This is a genomic window from Pantoea sp. BJ2, from assembly GCF_040255075.1.
In the GTDB taxonomy this organism is placed as follows: Bacteria; Pseudomonadota; Gammaproteobacteria; order Enterobacterales; family Enterobacteriaceae; genus Pantoea; species Pantoea leporis.
Genome location: NZ_CP158293.1, coordinates 648,449 through 664,943 on the forward strand (window position 1 = coordinate 648,449; position 16,495 = coordinate 664,943).

Here is a 16,495-nt window from a genome sequence, read left to right on the forward strand (position 1 = left end):
AATTGTTTTCTCGACAGGAATTGTCCTTTGGCATCGCTAAACAACTATTCTCCAGCCTATCCACTCGTCGCGGCACAGCCCGGCATCTGGATCGCTGACAGCATTGCGCAGCAGCGCAATCAATTTACCGTGGCGCACTACAGCGTGCTGCACGGCGACATCAATCGCGCGGCGCTGGACAGCGCCATTCAGCAGGCTATGGCGGAAGCCGATACCGTGCAGGCGCGCTTCGGCCTGGATGAGCAGGGCAATCCGGCGCAGTGGTTTGGTGCACAAGCGCCGGTCGCGCCGGAATGGCATGATTTCAGCCAGCGCGGCGATGCCAGCAGCCAGGCGCACAAACTGATGCAGGCCGATCTCGCTGCCGATCTGCCCGCCGACGGCGACAAACCGCTCTATCGTCACGCGCTGATGCGCATCGGCGACGGAAGCTGGCTGTGGTATCAGCGCTATCACCATTTGCTGGTGGATGGTTTCAGCTTTGAAGCGCTGACTCAACGCGTCGCAGCGATCTACGCCGCCCTTTGCGCCGGCGAAGCGCCCTCGCCCTCGCCGTTTACCCCGTTCACCACGGTGATTGACGAGATTCAGCAGTGGCAGGATTCGCCGGCTTTTACCCGCTCCGCCAGCCACTGGCAAAGTTACGCGGCGGATTTGCCGGAAACCCTGACGCTTGCCAGTGAAAACGTCAGCGATCCCGGCGATCGCCCGATCAGCTGTCAGGTAACGCTGCCGCAACTGACCACGCTGCGTCAGCAGCATCCACTCGCCGACAGCAGCGAAGGCGATATCGTCAGCGGGCTGTTGGTGGCCTATCTGGCCCGCTTCAGTAACAGCCAACGTTTGTCAATTGGCTTCCCGTTTATGCGCCGCATGGGTTCGGCGGCGATTTCTGCCCTCGGCCCGGTGGTCAACGTGTTGCCGCTGATTTTCAGCGTCAGCGATGAGATGACCTTGCCGATGCTGGTGCAGCAGGTGCAAAGCGAAATCCGCAAAGCGCGCCGTCATCAGCGTTATGAAGCGGAACAGCTGCGCCGCGATCTCGGTCTGGTCGGCAGCAGCCAGGCGCTGTATGGCCCGGTGATTAACGTCAAGGTTTACCACGACGATCTTCAATTCGATGGCCATGCAGCCACAACGCACACGCTGGCGATGGGCCCGGTCGACGATCTCGAGTTTGAAGTTGGCTTCCGCGCTGGCGCATTGCAGCTGACGCTGGTGGCGAACCCGCGCCGCTACGAGGCACAAACGCTACAACGTCACGCCGAGCGCATCAGCCACGTGCTCACGCAATTCGCGGCGGATGCCAACACGCAAATCGGCGCGCTGTCACTGCTGGCGCCACAGGAACAGATCGATCTGCAACGCTGGTCGACCGGACCAACCATCGTGCCGCCCGCCGATACCCACACCATCGTCGATATCCTGCTGCAAGCCGCTGAGCACTACGGCGAGCAAACCGCGGTGGTGTGCGGCGATCGCAGCCTGAGCTATCGCCAGTTAGCCGATCGCGCGATGCAACTGGCGCATCTGTTGATCGCGCGCGGCCTGCAGGCTGACGATGTGGTGGCGATTGGCATTCCGCGTTCGGTGGATTCACTGGTAGCGATGTTCGGCGTGCTGGCGAGCGGCGCGGCTTATATGCCGCTCGATCTCGACTATCCGCGCGAACGCCTGGCGCTGATGTGCGATGACGCGCAGCCGAAGCTGCTGCTGACGCACTCCAGCACGCTGGCGCAAATGCCGGAGTTGCCGCATCTGCTGATTGATCAGATTGCGTTGAACACCCTTTCCACCGCACGACCCGATACCCCACTGTGCGGCGACGATCTGGCCTACATGATTTACACCTCAGGATCGACCGGCCGCCCGAAAGGCGTGATGAGCACTCATCAAGGGTTGCTCAATCTGTTCCTGTCGCACCGCGAGCATCTGTTTGGCCCGGCGATTGCGCGCTTCAGCGCCAGCAGCCCGCGCCGCATGCGCGCTGGTCACACCGCTTCCTTCTCGTTCGATTCCTCATGGGAACCGCTGTTCTGCATGCTGATGGGCTGCGAGCTGAATATCTTCGACGAAGAGCTGCGCCGCGATGCCTAGGGCCTGATTCAGCAGATGAACGCGGTGCCGGTTGATTTGCTGGATATCACGCCGTCATTCTTCTCGCAGATGATCGACAGCGGCCTGCTGGAAGCCGATAACCATCGTCCCTCTTTCGTCATGATTGGCGGTGAAGCAGCCACGCCAACGCTGTGGAAGCTGATGCAGCAACAGCAGCAGATGGAGATCCACAACTATTACGGCCCGTCGGAATACACCATCGATACGCTGGGTGCCAGCGTCATGGCGTCGCCGCAGCCGGTGATTGGTCGTCCGGTGGGGAACAGCGAAGTCTATCTGCTGGATAACCAACTGCGTCAGGTGCCGATTGGCTGCGCTGGCGAGCTGTATATCGCCGGAACCGGCATCGCGCGCGGTTATCTGCGTCGTCCCGATCTCACCTGCGGACGCTTTGTCGCTAATCCCTTCCGCGACGGCGATGTGATGTACCGCAGCGGCGACCTGATGCGCTGGCGTCAGGATGGACAGCTGGCGTTTATTGGCCGTACCGATCACCAGATTAAAGTGCGCGGTTTCCGTGTCGAACTCGGTGAAGTGGAAAATGCGCTGGTGGCGCTGCCGGAAGTCAGCACCGCCGTGGTGATCGCCGAAGTAATGGGCGCCACGCATCGCCTGATTGGTTACTGCTCGGTGCAGGATGATGCGCTGCGCGCCGATGCCGATCTCAACGCCCGTTTGCTGGCGCAGCTCGCCACGCAGCTGCCGGATTACATGGTGCCTGCGGTGCTGATGGTGATGGACGAATTGCCGCTCAACGTTAACGGCAAGATTGATCGTCAGGCGTTGCCAAAGCCGCAACAGGCGCAGCAAAGTCAAAGTCGCGCCGCCAGCACGCCGCAGGAGCAGCTGATTTGCCACGCGATTGGCAGCCTGCTGGGGCTGGAGAGCGTTGGCGCGGAAGATGATTTCTTCGCGCTCGGCGGCGACAGCATCTCAGCGATGGGGCTCAGCACCGCCGCCCGTCGCGCTGGCTATCTGTTGCGTCCACGCGAAATCTTTGCCGAACGTACCGCTGCACGCATGGCGCGGGGTTTGCAGCCGCTGGCACAACACCACACCGGCGCGCGCGTCGCGCAACAGGGCGCGATTGGCGGCTTGCCGATTCTGTACTGGTTCAACGCCCAGGCGGGCATCAATGCGCGCTTTGCTCACGGCGTGCTGCTGTCGGTGCCGCCGCAGTTGCAGCTCGTTCAGTTGGAACAACTGATCGATCAGCTGGCGCAGGCGCATCCGGCGCTCAACGCCTTTACGCGCGGCGATCAGCTGATTGTCGGCGAAGCGCTGACGACGCGCCCTGCCCGCGTGCGTGCGCTGGAGGTGCAGGACCGCGACCGCGCAGCGGAACGGGCGTTTAGCGAAGATGCTGAGGCGCTCGACCCGGCTAAAGGCGCGCTGCTGCACGCCACGCTGCTGCAGCAAGAAGGCGCCAGCTGTGGGCTGGTGTTAACGCTGCATCACCTGATTGTCGATGGCGTCTCGTGGCGCGTATTGCTGGAAGAACTGCAACAGGCCGGTGACGCACTGCTCAATAACACGCCGCTGGTGATCCCCGCCGAGGAAACCTCGCTGCACGACTGGTCTGCCGCGCTGCTGGCGAACCTTGCGGCGCGCGCCAGCGAGTTACCGTTCTGGCAGCAGATGCTGACGGAACCGCTGCCGCTTGTCGGTCAACGGGCGATTCAGTCCGGCGATCGCCAACAGCATCAACGCACGCTGCTGGATGCCTCAACCACGCACGCGCTGCTCAACACGCTGCCGCAGTACTATCGCGCCACCAGCGAAGAGCTGCTGCTGACCTTGTTGACCCTCGCTCTGCGCCAGCTCAACGGCAGCGCACAGCAGCGCGTCACGCTGGAATCGCATGGCCGTGCCGAACTAAATGCGCAGCAGGATCTGGCGCGCACCGTCGGCTGGCTGACGTCCGAATTCCCGCTGCTGCTGCCGTTGCCAGAAAATCCACATGCGCCGCTCAATGAGTGCGTACGCGCGGTGAAAGCGGTACTGCGTGCGGTGCCGGATCGCGGTATTGGCTACGGGCAGCTGCGCTGGCTCGATGCACATCGCGGCGTGACGCTGGAAAAACTGGCAGCGCAACATGCGCCGCAGGTGCTGTTTAACTACCTCGGGCGCTTTACACCGCGCAGCGGTGACTGGACGCCACAGCGCACCGCGCAACAGTTCCGTGACACTTTCGCGGTATTACAGGATGACGCGCTGCCGCTGCAGCACGCGCTGGAACTCAACGTCTTCGTTGAGGAGCAGCCACATGCGGCGCAGCTGGCGCTGAACTGGAGCTGGGCGGACGGCGTGCTCAACGCCGAAGCGATTGCCGATTTACATCAGGCAATGGCGGCTACCGCGCAGGCGCTGATCGCGCTGGCCCAACAGCAACCGCAGCACGCCGCCCACACGCTGGTGGCCGCCGAGGTGGCGCTGGAAGGCGTTGATGACGCGCTGCTGCAACAGCTGCATGCGCGTCACGGTGCGTTTAGCCATGCGCTGCCGTTGTTACCGCTGCAAAAAGGTTTGCTGTTCCACGCGCAAACCACCACGCAGCAAGGCAGCTATAACTCATTAACCCGCCTGACGCTGAGCGGCGACATCAGCGCCGCAGCGGTACAAACCGCGCTCGACGCGGTGTTACAGCGTCATCCGCAGCTGGCGGCGCGCTTCGACGCCGAACTCAGCCTGCAACCGCTGCAGCTGATACCGGAAGGCGAATTGCACTGGCCGCTGACGCTGCTTCAGTTGGGCGAGGAAGAGGACATTCACGCGTTGGAACATCAGGCGCTGGCGCAGGATCTGTTTAGCCAGCCAATCATGCTGCACGCCACGCTGATCGCCCATCGCGATGGCGCGCGCTGGACGCTACTGCTCAACGCGCATCACTTGGTGGTGGATGGTTGGTCAACGCCGGTGATCCTCAACGATCTACTCAGCGCGCTGCGCCAGCATATCTTGCCCGCGCACAGCAGCAGCTACGCCGACATCGTGCGTCAGCTCAGCCAGCGCGACAGCCATGAAGCGCGTCAGCAGTGGCAAGCTTGCCTGAAAGACGTGCGTCCGACGCTGCTTTATCCGCAGGCCGCCGATAGCGCGGTCAACGAAAAGCGCATTACGCTGGATGCCACGCTGGAGCGGGAACTCTATGCCCTATGCCGGGCGCGCGGCTTAACCCTGAACACCGTGATGCAGGGATTGTGGGGCTTGCTGCTGTCGGTCGCCAGCGGCCAGCAAGACGTGGTGTTTGGTGCGCCGGTTTCTGGCCGTTTTGGTCAGATTGACGACATCGATCAGCACGTGGGCCTGTTCAGCAACACGCTGCCGGTGCGCGTGCGCTTCGATCATCAGCGTCCATTACTGGCGCAGCTCGCCGATCATCAGGCGCAGCAAATCCAGCTGATTGAGCAGGATTGCCTCGGCCTCGCCGAGATTCAGCAGTTGGTCGGCGCCGGTACGCTGTTCGATACCTTGCTGGTGGTGGAGAACTATCCGGACAACCAAACGCTGCTGGATGCCAACGCCACCGTGCGCTGCGAAGCGATCCATAATCGCGGTTACACGCACTATCCGCTGACGCTGCTGGTGCTGCCGGGCGAACAGCTGACGCTGCTGATGGAGTATCGCGACTGCGTTAGCGAGCCGGAACGTCTGGCCGAGCGGCTGTTATTGCTGTTGCAACAGCTGGTCAGCACGCCGGATCTGCCGCTGACGCAGTGGAAATTGCAAACGCTGGCCGAGCAATCGCTACTCGCCTGGGTGAATAACACCGGCGTTCAGCTGGAAAATGAAACCCTGCAGCAGGCGATTGCCCAGCAGGCGGCGCGCACGCCGGACGCGCTGGCGCTAATGGATGTGGATCACCGTCTGAGCTACGGCGACATGCAGCGTCAGGCCGCGCTGCTGACGGATCGCCTGATTGAAGCGGGCGTGATGCCGGGCGATATCGTCGCCGTGGCGCTGCCGCGCTCGGTGCGTCTCAGCATTGCGCTCACTGCCATCCTGCAGGCGGGCGCGGCGTACTTGCCGCTGGATATCGGTTATCCCGATGAACGTTTAGCTTACATGGTGGAAGATGCGCGGCCGTGGGTGCTGATCACCGAATCCGCGCTGGAAACCCGCTTTGCCACGTTTGGCACGCTGATGATGTTTGATGGTTTAGCCAATGAAAACCTTCAGCCGCGTCACCCTTTGCCGCAGGCGGACGCCAGTCGCCCGGCTTACGTGCTTTACACCTCGGGCTCGACCGGTAAACCTAAAGGCGTGGTGGTGAATCAGCGCGCCATCGTCAACCGCCTGCGCTGGATGCAGGCCAGCTATCCGCTGCGCGCCGACGATGTAGTGTTGCAGAAGACGCCGTGCAGCTTTGATGTATCGGTGTGGGAGTTTTTCTGGCCGCTGATGACCGGTGCGCAGCTGATGATGGCGCCGCCGGAAGCGCACCGCGATCCGCAGGCGCTGTGGCAGCTGATCGACGATTATCGCGTGACCACCCTGCACTTCGTGCCCTCGATGTTAGCGGCCTTTGTCGGCCATCTCGCCGCGCAAACCGAGCAAGCTTGCCCAACGCTGCGCCGCGTATTCTGCAGCGGTGAAGCGCTGGCGTGCGACCTAGCGCGCAGCTATCAGGAGATGATCGCCGCGCCGCTGCACAATCTGTATGGCCCAACCGAAGCCGCCGTCGATGTCACCTGGCAACCGGCCAGCGGCAGCGCGCTGGAAGGCCTTAACGGGCCGGGCGTGCCGATTGGTCGTCCGGTGTGGAACACGCAGCTGCATATTCTCGATAGCCTGCTGCGACCGGTGCCGGTTGGCGTGCCGGGCGATCTCTATCTCAGCGGCGTGCAGCTGGCCGATGGCTATTTGCATCGCGCCGACCTTACGTCACAGCGCTTTGTCGCCGCGCCGTTTGCCGAAGGCGAGCGCATGTATCGCACCGGCGATATCGCCAGCTGGCGCGCCGACGGTGCGGTTGAGTATCTCGGCCGCAGCGACGATCAGCTGAAAATGCGCGGACAGCGTATCGAGCCGGGCGAAATCGAACAGGCGCTAGTGGCGCTGTCGGGCGTGGCGCAGGCGGTGGTGGCGGCGCGCGCGCTGACGCAGCACGCCACGCCGGGCGTCGATAACCGTCAGCTGCTCGGCTGGCTGGTGGCCGAAACGGGCGTGCCGCTGGATATCGACGCGGTGAAGCAGCAACTGGGCGAACGTCTGCCGGCGCATATGCAGCCGGTCAGCTATCTGCTGCTCGACCATCTGCCGCTCAGCGCCAACGGCAAGCTGGATCGTAAAGCGCTGCCGATGCCGCAGCTCAGCGCACGCAGCGGCCGCCTGCCGCACAGCGCCAACGAGCGTTTGCTGGCGGATCTGTTCCAGCAGCTGCTTGGTTGCGACAGCGTGTTTGCCGATGACGACTTCTTCGCGCTCGGTGGTCATTCGCTGCTGGCGATGCGTCTGGCGGCGGAACTGCGTCGTCGTGAGGTGCCGCCGCTCAGCGTCGGGCAGATCATCGCCGCGCGCAGCGTGGAGAAGCTGGCGGCGCTGCTTGACGGCGGTGCCAACAGTGAAAGCGGTGGCAACGGCGAACTGCTGCCGCTGCGCGCCGGTCACGGCCCGACGCTGTTCTGCATCCATCCGGCATCCGGCTTCGCTTGGCAGTACAGCGCCCTGCTGCACTATCTCGACGGCGACTTCCCGATTGTCGGCCTGCAATCGCCGCGGCCAAATGGCGTGATTGCTGCCTGTCACAGCGTGGAGGCGATGTACGAACGCCATCTGCAGGCGATTCGCCAGCAGCAGCCGAGCGGTCCGTATTTCCTGCTCGGCTATTCACTCGGCGGCACGCTGGCGCAAGGCATCGCGGCACGTTTGCAGGCGCAGGGTGAAACGGTGGCATTTCTTGGCCTGCTGGATACCTATCCGGCAGAAGGTCAGGACTGGCGCACGCCGGATGCCGATGAAGCGGAACAGGAAGTGGCGCGTGAGCAGGCCGAGTTTATGGCTGCGACCGAAGATGAGCGCGATCCGCTACTGCGTGAAGAGAAGGCGGCGATGTTTAGCACCATCGTCGCGAACTACAAAGACGCCGTCGCACGCCTGGCTGAAGCGCGTACGCCGCGCTATGCCGGCCACGCCACGCTGTTTATGGCCGAGAAAACGCTGCCGCCGGAGATGGATGTGCGCGCCAGTTGGGCACCGTTCGTTGATGAATTGACGATCTTCCCGCTGGATTGCGAACACGCCGATATTCTTTCAGCAGATTCGTTGCAGGTGCTGGGACCGTTGATAAATCGTTTGTTAGCTCGGCGTTAATTAAGGCACATACCGTAGCGGCGCGATTCATCGCGTTCTGTCAAAAAACGCGCAATAAATTGCGCCGCTACGGGTGATGCAAATGTGATTCACCGTTGGAGATTTATGGCTAAGCCCTCGATATTCTTAGATTTCAGTTTGCTTAAAAACAATGCATCCTTCCGCGCGATATTCTGCGCGCGCATGCTCTCGGTATTCGCCCTTGGCATGCTGGCAGTTGGCGTACCAGTGCAAATTCAGGCGATGACCGGCTCCACGCTGCAGGTTGGCGTGGCGGTAATGCTTGATGGCGTCGGCATGTTTATCGGCCTGCTGCTCGGCGGCGTGCTGGCCGATCGCTACGATCGCCGCAAATTAATCCTGTTCGCGCGCGGCACCTGTGGCATCGGTTTTGTGCTGCTCAGCCTCAACGCCTTCAGCCCAGCACCTTCGTTGCTGGCGCTCTACTTCCTCGCCTTCTGGGATGGCTTCTTTGGCGCGCTTGGCATGACCGCGCTGATGGCGGTGATCCCGCTAATCGTCGGACGTGAACATCTGGCGGAAGCCGGTGCGCTCAGCATGCTAACGGTGCGCCTCGGCGCGATTTTGTCGCCCGCGCTCGGCGGCATGATCATCGTTGCGGCGGGTGTCGGTTGGGCGTTTGCGGTCGCCGCGATTGGTACGCTAGCAACGCTGATTCCGCTGGTGCGTTTACCGTCGATGAAGCCCGAAAAGCAGGAGCCGGAGCATCCGCTGCGCGCGCTGGCGAGCGGCATGCAGTTTGTCTGCCAGCATAAAGTGGTCGGCGCGGTAGTGTTGGTTGGCTTGCTGCTCAGCATGGTTGGCGCGGTGCGTATTCTGTTCCCGGCGCTGGCGCTGACCTATCACGCCGATGCATCCGCATTAGGATTGATGTACTCGGCGGTGCCGCTGGGTGCGATGATCGGGGCCTTTACCAGCGGCTGGGTGCGGCAGTTAACGCGCCCGGGATGGGTGCTGATGGGTTGTGCGCTACTGGCATTTGCCTGCATCGCCTCGCTCGGTCTTTACAGCCATCTGCTGCCCGCACTGCTGGCGCTGGTGTGTTACGGCTACAGCAACGCCATCGCCTCGCTATTGCAGTTTATGCTGACGCAGCACCACACGCCGGATGCGCTGCTGGGACGCGTCAACAGCCTCGGCACCGCGCAGGATGTGACCGGCGATTCGGTCGGTGCATTGGGTTTAGGCGCGCTGGCACGCGTGCTGGCACCGTTGAGCAGCGTGCTGTGGTTTGGCGGATTGGCGGTGGGATTGCTGGTGCTGTTGTCGCTGGCGGCGCGCGGCCTGCGCTCGGCGCGCCTCAGTGAACAACCGGACGCGCCGCAGCCCGCCACCGCAGATGCTTAACGGGTAAACTGCCGCTCGATGCTGCTGAGCATATTGCTGGCGCTGTAGTAATCGAGGCGGAAAGTATCGTTACCCACGGCAAAGATGTCGTGCTGCTGTACCGCCGGCAGATGGGCGAGGAACGGATTCTTCGCCACCTGCGGCACGGTTTTCTCATCAGCAGCGAATAGCAAAAGCGTGTTACCGGTGATGCCATCGGCCATGTTTTCGCCGTTCAGCTGAATAATGTCATTGCGCTTACCCATGCTGGTGCTGCCCTGAAAACTGGCGGGCGGCGCGGCCAGCGTAAAGCCCAAATCCTGTAACAGTGCGCCCTGCGCCGATGCGGGCGTCCACAAGTTCATCCCGCGCCCATCTTCGTAATAGACCAGCGCAGAGGTCGGCTGCGGCGGCAGCGTAATCTTGTGACGCACTGCTTCGACTCGTTGGTCGAATGCTGCGATCACCTTATTGGCATCAGCTTCATGGCCGGTAATCTCGCCCAGCTGCAAGGTCAATGCCTGCCAGCTTTTATCGCCGTAGTCGATCACTAACACCGACGCGATGGTTTGCAGCTGATCGTAAAGGCGCAGCGCCGAATCGCCGCCGGTGGCGGCAATCACGATCAAATCCGGCGCTTCGGCGGCAATCGCTTCGGCATTCGGCTGTGAGATATAGAGCGGTTTAACCTGACGCGCTTTGGCCATCGCGCTCCATTGCGTAAAAAAGCCCTGCGCATCCGATACGCTGCTATTGCGGCTGGTGGCGCCGGAGCCAATCAGCGGCGCGTTAATTGCCAGCAAAGTGCCACTCAGCGTAACGCTGGTCGAGACAATGCGCTGCGGCGGCTGTTGCAGCGTGAAGGGGCCTTTCGGTGTGGCGATAGTGCGCGGCCAGGCGGCGTCGGCTTGTACATGGGTGCAGATGAAAAACAGGCTAAGCAGCAGAGAAAGAGCGGGGAAACGCATCAGGTTGTCCATCACTTGATAGTTGAGAATAAATATCATTATCAAAAATAAGTGTAGGTGCAAGGGAAATTGTGCGTGGTTTCCCCTCACCCTAACCCTCTCCCGCAAGCGGGAGAGGGAATAATTAGGTGTAGAGAATGGTTAGATGGGCGCGGCCGGCTCCTTCTCCTGCGCGCGGGAGAGGGCTGGGGTGAGGGGCAAACCGCACCAACTTACAACGAATAGCGCGCCATCGGCGCTACAGCCTTAATTACACCATTACCCTTCATATACTCACCAAACGCCTGATAGCGCGCCTGATCAAACGCCGCACTGTGCGCGGCGAAATATGGCAACGTCGCCTGCCACGCCTCGTGATTGAGCGGCGTATTTAGCTCGGGATATTGCTTAATAAACGCCTGCCACGCTTCCTGCGGATGCGCGCGTAGCCACGCCACGCCGGCATCCAGAGCACGTAAAAACTCCGGAATGCGTTTGTCCTGCGCGGCAGTTTTCTGGTTTGCCAGGATGATCAACTCATCATAAGCAGGCACGCCGTAATCTTCCGGCTTGAACACCGTTGGCTTCGCGCCTTTGTCTTTCAAATCCAGCAGCTCATAGTTACGGAAGATGGTCATCGCGCCATCAATCTTGTGCGTTAGCAACGCGGAGGTGCCATCCATATTCAGGTTGATAAGCTTCACCGAGTCGGCATCAACGCCCTGCGTTTTTAGCATATTGCGGATCGCCACGTCTTCGGTGCCCGGCACCGCGTAGCCGATGGTTTTGCCAGCGAAATCCTTCAGCGAGTGAATATCGTCTGACACCGTGGTCAGCGTATTCAGCGGCTGATTAATCAACGTGCCGACGCGGATCACTGGCACGTCTTTATCCACCAGCGTGTAGAGCTGCGGCTGGTAGCTGACGGCGAGATCGACTTTGCCCGCCGCCAGCAGCAGCGGCACGGACGCCGAATCGGCGGGCGCGATCATCTCGACATCCAGCCCCTCTTTCTTAAACGCGCCGCTGTGCTGGGCAGCAAAAATCGCTGCGTGATTGGGGTTGATAAACCAGTCAAGCAGCAGGCGAACTTTCTCCGCCGCCTGCACGTTAGCGGTCGCCAGCAGCAGCAACGCGGTCAATGCCATTCGTAGGGTTTTCACGGTATTTCCTTATGTAGATTGCCAGAGGATTTTCTTGCGCATCAGCGCCACGCTGCCCGAAAGCAGCAGCGCCAGAATCAGTAACAGCAGCAGCGCCGCGAAGCTGGTGGCGGTTTCGAGTCGCGCGTTGGATTGCATCATCAGATAGCCGAGCCCTTCGCTGGCGCCGACCCATTCACCAATCACCACGCCAATCGGGGCCAACACCACCGCCATCTGCAGGCCGGAGAAAAACTGCGGTAACGCGGCAGGCCAGCGCACGCGCCAGAAGATGCGGAAACGCGACGACGTGGAGGTTTGCGCCAGCTCCAGCCAACCGACCGGCGTACGGCACAGCCCATCAAACAGTGACAAGCACAGCGGGAAGAACAGGATCAAAGCCGCCACCACCACTTTTGAGGCGATGCCAAAGCCGAGCCACAGCACCAGCAGCGGCGCGAGGGCAAACACCGGGATTGCCTGGCTGGCGGTGACCAGCGGAAACAGCACGCGACGCAGCAGCGAACTGGCGGCCATCAGCACCGCCAGCGTCACGCCCGCGCCGACGCCCAGCAACAGCGCCAGCACAATTTCCGCCAGCGTATAGAGCGCGTGATGCCACAGCAGTTGACGATGCAGCCACAGCGCCTCCAGCACCGCCTGTGGCGCGGGCAGCAGGAAACTCGGCACGCCGCTGTGACGCGCCAGTAACCAGCCGCACAGCAGCACCACGATCAGGTAGATCGCGCTAAACACTGTTTTCATGGGTATTCAGTCGGGAGAAGAGTTGCGCCTGCGCCTGCAGGACGTCGGGATGATCAAACGGACGCGGCGCGTCACCGCTAGCAACCGGCCAGCTTTCGATAGCCAGCGGCTGGCCTTGCAGCAGCAGAATGTCATCGGCCATGCGGCACGCTTCCAGCGGATCGTGCGTCACCAGCAGCACAGTTTTGCCCCGCAGTAATCGGGCGGTCAGCGTTTGCAAACTGAGTTTGGTCATCACATCCAGCGTGGCGAAGGGTTCATCCATCAGCACCACGTCGCGCTGCGCATAAAGCGTGCGTGCCAGCGCCACGCGTTGCCGCATGCCGCCGGAGAGTTGATGCGGGGGTGCATGCGCCACGTCGCTGAGTTTTACCTGCTCGAGCAGCGCCAGCGCACGCGGGCGATCCGGCTTGTCGCCGCTGAGCCGCGCCGACAGCATCACGTTGTCGAGCACCGTCAGCCACGGATACAGCAGATCCTGCTGGCCCATCCACGCCACGTTGCCGCTCAAGCCCTGCACCGCGCCCTGCTGCGGCTGGAGTAAACCGGCCACCAACCGCAGCAGCGTACTTTTGCCGATGCCGCTGCGTCCCAGCATTACCGTGGTTTTGCCACCGCGCAGGTGCAGATTCAGCCGCTGACACAGCGGTTTATCGCCCCAGCTAAAACTCACATCGTTGAACAGAATGTCCTGATTCATGGGCGATTGGCCGCCAGAATCGCCAGCTGATGAAATCCGCGCTGCGCCAGCGCGCCAGCGGCCTGCGCGGCGCGGATGCCGCTGGCGCACACCAGCACGATGCGCTGCTGGGCGGGCGGCTGCCACGCGGCGATCGCCTGCGGCAAGATGCGCTCAACGCCATCCGCCACGCTGACCGGCGCTTCTTCATAGCTGCGCAGTTCGACAATGCAGTCATCGGCGGCCAACTGTTGCGGATCGATAAACGGCACCGCATGTTCCGGCTCTTCAGCATCATCAAAGCGGAACTGGCGGAAGTGCCAGTTCACAAAATCGCAATTCACCAGACAACCGAGCGGCGATGGCGACAACTGCAGCAGCACGCTGAGCGCCATCTGCGCCTGCATCGCGCCGAGCGTTGCCACCGCCGGGCCCATCACGCCTGCGGTGTTGCAGTTCGCGGCCGATGACGGCAAGCGCGGGAACAGCGCGCGATAGCTCGGCGCGCCGCCACAGAATCCGCCGACGTAACCTTGCCGCCCCAGCACCGAGGCGCTGATCAGCGGCATGCCCGCCTGCATGCAAGCATCGGAAAGTTGGTAGGTGACGGCAAAGTTATCGGCGGCGTCGATCACCAGTTCGCATCCCGCCAGCGCCTGCTGCAGATTGCTGGCGCTCAGCGACTGCTGCAGCGCCTCGATTTGCACCTGCGGATTGCGCTGCTGCAAGGCGTGCTGCGCGCGCAGCACTTTGGGCTGGTCGATATCCTGCTGCGTAAACAGCGTTTGCCGATGCAGGTTATGCAGCGCCACCACATCGTCGTCATACAGCCGAATATGGCCGACGCCCGCGCCCACCAGCTGCGGCAGGAGCGTGGCGCCTAGTCCGCCCGCGCCCGCCACCAGCACGCGCGCGTTAAGTAGCTTTTGCTGCCCGGCTTCGCCGATTTCCGCCAGCATCATCTGGCGTTGATAACGTTGCATAGTTGCCGTCCTTAACTCAGATTTGCCAGGCCGAAGATCGGCGTGGACGCGGCTGCCATATCGCGCTTCTCCATCAGTCCGGCAGCGCGCGCGGCTTGTCCGGCTTCAATCGCCAGCCGGAAGGCGTTGGCCATGCCGATTGGATCGCCGGCTTTGGCGACGGCGGTGTTGAGCAAAATGCCATCGAAGCCCATTTCCATCGCCTGCGCCGCCTGCGACGGCGCGCCAATGCCCGCATCAATGATCAGCGGGATGTCGCTGAACCACGCACGCATGGCGCGCAGGCCGTCGATATTGCGCAAACCCTGGCCGGAACCAATCGGCGCGCCCCACGGCATCAACAGTTCGCAACCCGCTGCCAGCAGCTTTTCGCCGACGATCAGATCTTCGGTGGTGTACGGAAACACCTGAAAACCCTCTGCGCTGAGGATGCGCGCTGCTTCCACCAGCGCGAAAGGATCGGGCTGCAGCGTGTCGGCATGGCCGATTACTTCCAGTTTGATCCACGCGGTGTTGAACAGTTCGCGCGCCATGTGCGCGGTGGTGACGGCCTCTTTTACCGTGTGACAACCGGCGGTATTCGGTAACACGCGGAGGTTAAGTCCGGTCAGCAGTTCGCGGAATGCCGCGCCCGCCGCGCCTTCGCGCCGCAAACTGACGGTGATGATGTCGGTGCCGGAGGCGGCAATCGCCTGCTGCAAAATAGCGGGCGAAGGATAGCCAGCGGTGCCGAGCAGGAAGCGTGATTGCGGTTCAAAATCGTAAAACATCGCTTAACCTCCCTGCATCGGTGACAGCACTTCGAGCTGGCAACCTTCATCCAGCCGCTGCGTGTCGTACTGACTTTTTGGCACAAACGCACCGTTGTAGGCGGTGGCGACGCAGGCCACATCAATTTGCTGCTCGATCAGCAATTCGCTCAGGCTTGTTGCCTGGGTGCTGATGGCGCGGCCGTTAAGCTGAATATTCATTATTGAGTTCCCCAGAAATGCGTTGCATCAGCTGCTCTGCCAGCATTGGCGCCAGCAGAAAACCGTGGCGATACATGCCGTTGAGATAAAAGGTGTGATTGTGATAGTCGATTTCCGGCAGATTCGCCGGATAGGCCGGACGCAGCCCGCTGCCGCTCTCAATCACGCGCGCTTCGGCTAACGCGGGATGGATGGCATAGGCGGCGCTGAGTAACTCCATCATGGCGCGCGCGCTGATGGCGCTGGCATCGTCGCTCTCGATCATGGTGGCGCCGAGCATAAAATGGCCGCCGCGACGCGGCACCAGATAGCAGGGAAAACGCGGATGCAGCAGACGAATCGGGCGGGAAAACTGTACTTCATCGCTGTGTAAAATCAGCATTTCGCCGCGCACCGCACGCAGGCGCGGCAGTTGCGGCGCGGCGTGGATGCCGCGACAATCGATAATCTGCCCGCTCGGCGCGTGATTGCTGAATGACACGCCGCGCGCGATCAGCGCGTCACGCATTTCCTGCAACGCCAGACGCGGATCGAGATGCGCTTCCCCGGCGAAAAACAGACCGCGCGCAAAGCGTCCTTCCAGCGCCGGTTCAATGTCGGCGGGATCGATCCATTGATGCTGCTCGGTCATGCGGGCGAAACGGTTGAGTTCCTGGCTATCGCGCGGCGGCGCAACCACCAATGTGCCCTGATGCTCGACGCTGCTGACGCGCTGTTGCCACCACGCGGCGGCGTGTTGCCCATCAGTGATAACATCGCGCGGCGCGCTTTCGGCTTCACACCAGGGCGCCAGCATGCCGCCAGCAAACCACGATGCCGGGCGGCGCGCGTCATCGCCAATCACCTCAACGTCTTCACCGCGTTCCGCCAGCAAAGTGGCTACGCATAGGCCCACCACGCCGTAGCCAAGCACGCTCCAGCGGCTCACAGCGCCGGATCCAGGATGTTCAAACAGGGGGAATTCACATCGGCCTCTCAGTGTTAGCTGAGACCCGCAGATACAGGAGAAGGGAAATGGCGCATCCATCGAGCTGGTTTGAGCGCCAGACAGCCCAATGATAAAGACTGTCAGTCTTCCTACGCCAGTATCAACTGGGTCAGGTTCAAAGGGTCGCTAAACCGCGCAGCGCGCTATTAGCCTCTCAGTCTCTTTGGCGAGACTCCCCCGACGCGTCTATTTGTATTGCAGGCGATGGTCGCCGTCAAGCGCGGAATTACCGGATGCTTTACG

General features: G+C 61.8%; 9 protein-coding genes, 1 pseudogene and 1 riboswitch. Of the genes and pseudogenes, 2 read left to right on the forward strand and 8 right to left on the reverse strand.

Features of this window, described 5'->3' with window-relative positions:
* Positions 1-27: 27 nt before the first annotated feature.
* Together AAF463_RS22515 and entS are read left to right on the forward strand one after the other, a co-directional pair.
* Positions 28-8,430, forward strand: a pseudogene (locus AAF463_RS22515) (amino acid adenylation domain-containing protein).
* A gap of 105 nt (positions 8,431-8,535) precedes the next feature.
* A complete protein-coding gene (entS, locus tag AAF463_RS22520) occupies positions 8,536-9,798 on the forward strand; it encodes an enterobactin transporter EntS (protein ID WP_350262147.1) in 1,263 nt (420 codons plus the stop codon).
* Here the strand turns inward: entS and fepB are convergent.
* The 8 genes from fepB to AAF463_RS22560 all read right to left on the reverse strand — a co-directional run bounded on the left by fepB (position 9,795) and on the right by AAF463_RS22560 (position 16,192).
* Positions 9,795-10,745: a Fe2+-enterobactin ABC transporter substrate-binding protein gene (fepB, locus tag AAF463_RS22525; protein ID WP_350262148.1), complete on the reverse strand. Its 951-nt coding sequence runs from the start codon at positions 10,743-10,745 to the stop codon at positions 9,795-9,797. The genes entS and fepB overlap by 4 nt on opposite strands.
* Positions 10,746-10,957: 212 nt before the next feature.
* Positions 10,958-11,887, reverse strand: a complete 930-nt coding sequence (locus tag AAF463_RS22530; RefSeq protein ID WP_350262149.1) for an ABC transporter substrate-binding protein — start codon at positions 11,885-11,887, stop codon at positions 10,958-10,960.
* Positions 11,888-11,896: 9 nt separating this feature from the next.
* A complete protein-coding gene (locus tag AAF463_RS22535; protein WP_192413244.1) occupies positions 11,897-12,631 on the reverse strand; it encodes an ABC transporter permease in 735 nt (244 codons plus the stop codon).
* A complete protein-coding gene (locus AAF463_RS22540; protein WP_350262150.1) occupies positions 12,615-13,331 on the reverse strand; it encodes an ABC transporter ATP-binding protein in 717 nt (238 codons plus the stop codon). Before AAF463_RS22540 ends, AAF463_RS22535 begins: the two co-directional genes overlap by 17 nt.
* Positions 13,328-14,293, reverse strand: coding sequence for a HesA/MoeB/ThiF family protein (locus AAF463_RS22545; RefSeq protein WP_350262151.1), 966 nt, complete (start codon positions 14,291-14,293; stop codon positions 13,328-13,330). The genes AAF463_RS22540 and AAF463_RS22545 overlap by 4 nt, the downstream gene beginning before the upstream one ends.
* 11 nt (positions 14,294-14,304) lie before the next feature.
* The gene (locus tag AAF463_RS22550; RefSeq protein ID WP_222234267.1) at positions 14,305-15,063 is read right to left on the reverse strand and encodes a thiazole synthase; all 759 of its coding nucleotides are present in this window, start codon (positions 15,061-15,063) and stop codon (positions 14,305-14,307) included.
* Positions 15,064-15,066: 3 nt separating this feature from the next.
* On the reverse strand, positions 15,067-15,264 hold the full coding sequence (gene thiS / locus AAF463_RS22555; protein WP_110866723.1) for a sulfur carrier protein ThiS: 198 nt from the start codon (positions 15,262-15,264) through the stop codon (positions 15,067-15,069).
* Positions 15,248-16,192 carry an FAD-dependent oxidoreductase gene (locus AAF463_RS22560; RefSeq protein WP_350262152.1) on the reverse strand — a complete coding sequence of 315 codons (945 nt, stop codon included), beginning with the start codon at positions 16,190-16,192 and terminating at the stop codon, positions 15,248-15,250. The genes thiS and AAF463_RS22560 overlap by 17 nt, the downstream gene beginning before the upstream one ends.
* A 129-nt stretch (positions 16,193-16,321) precedes the next feature.
* Positions 16,322-16,441: riboswitch (TPP riboswitch) on the reverse strand.
* Between the last annotated feature and the right edge of the window lie 54 nt (positions 16,442-16,495).

What these genes read in the sequence shown, in the direction of transcription:
- entS (WP_350262147.1), top strand. Translation starts at nt 8,536, where the DNA reads ATGGCTAAGCCCTCGATATTCTTAGATTTCAGTTTGCTTAAAAACAAT.
- fepB (WP_350262148.1), bottom strand. Translation starts at nt 10,745, where the DNA reads ATGCGTTTCCCCGCTCTTTCTCTGCTGCTTAGCCTGTTTTTCATCTGC.
- AAF463_RS22535 (WP_192413244.1), bottom strand. Translation starts at nt 12,631, where the DNA reads ATGAAAACAGTGTTTAGCGCGATCTACCTGATCGTGGTGCTGCTGTGC.
- AAF463_RS22540 (WP_350262150.1), bottom strand. Translation starts at nt 13,331, where the DNA reads ATGAATCAGGACATTCTGTTCAACGATGTGAGTTTTAGCTGGGGCGAT.
- AAF463_RS22545 (WP_350262151.1), bottom strand. Translation starts at nt 14,293, where the DNA reads ATGCAACGTTATCAACGCCAGATGATGCTGGCGGAAATCGGCGAAGCC.
- AAF463_RS22550 (WP_222234267.1), bottom strand. Translation starts at nt 15,063, where the DNA reads ATGTTTTACGATTTTGAACCGCAATCACGCTTCCTGCTCGGCACCGCT.
- thiS (WP_110866723.1), bottom strand. Translation starts at nt 15,264, where the DNA reads ATGAATATTCAGCTTAACGGCCGCGCCATCAGCACCCAGGCAACAAGC.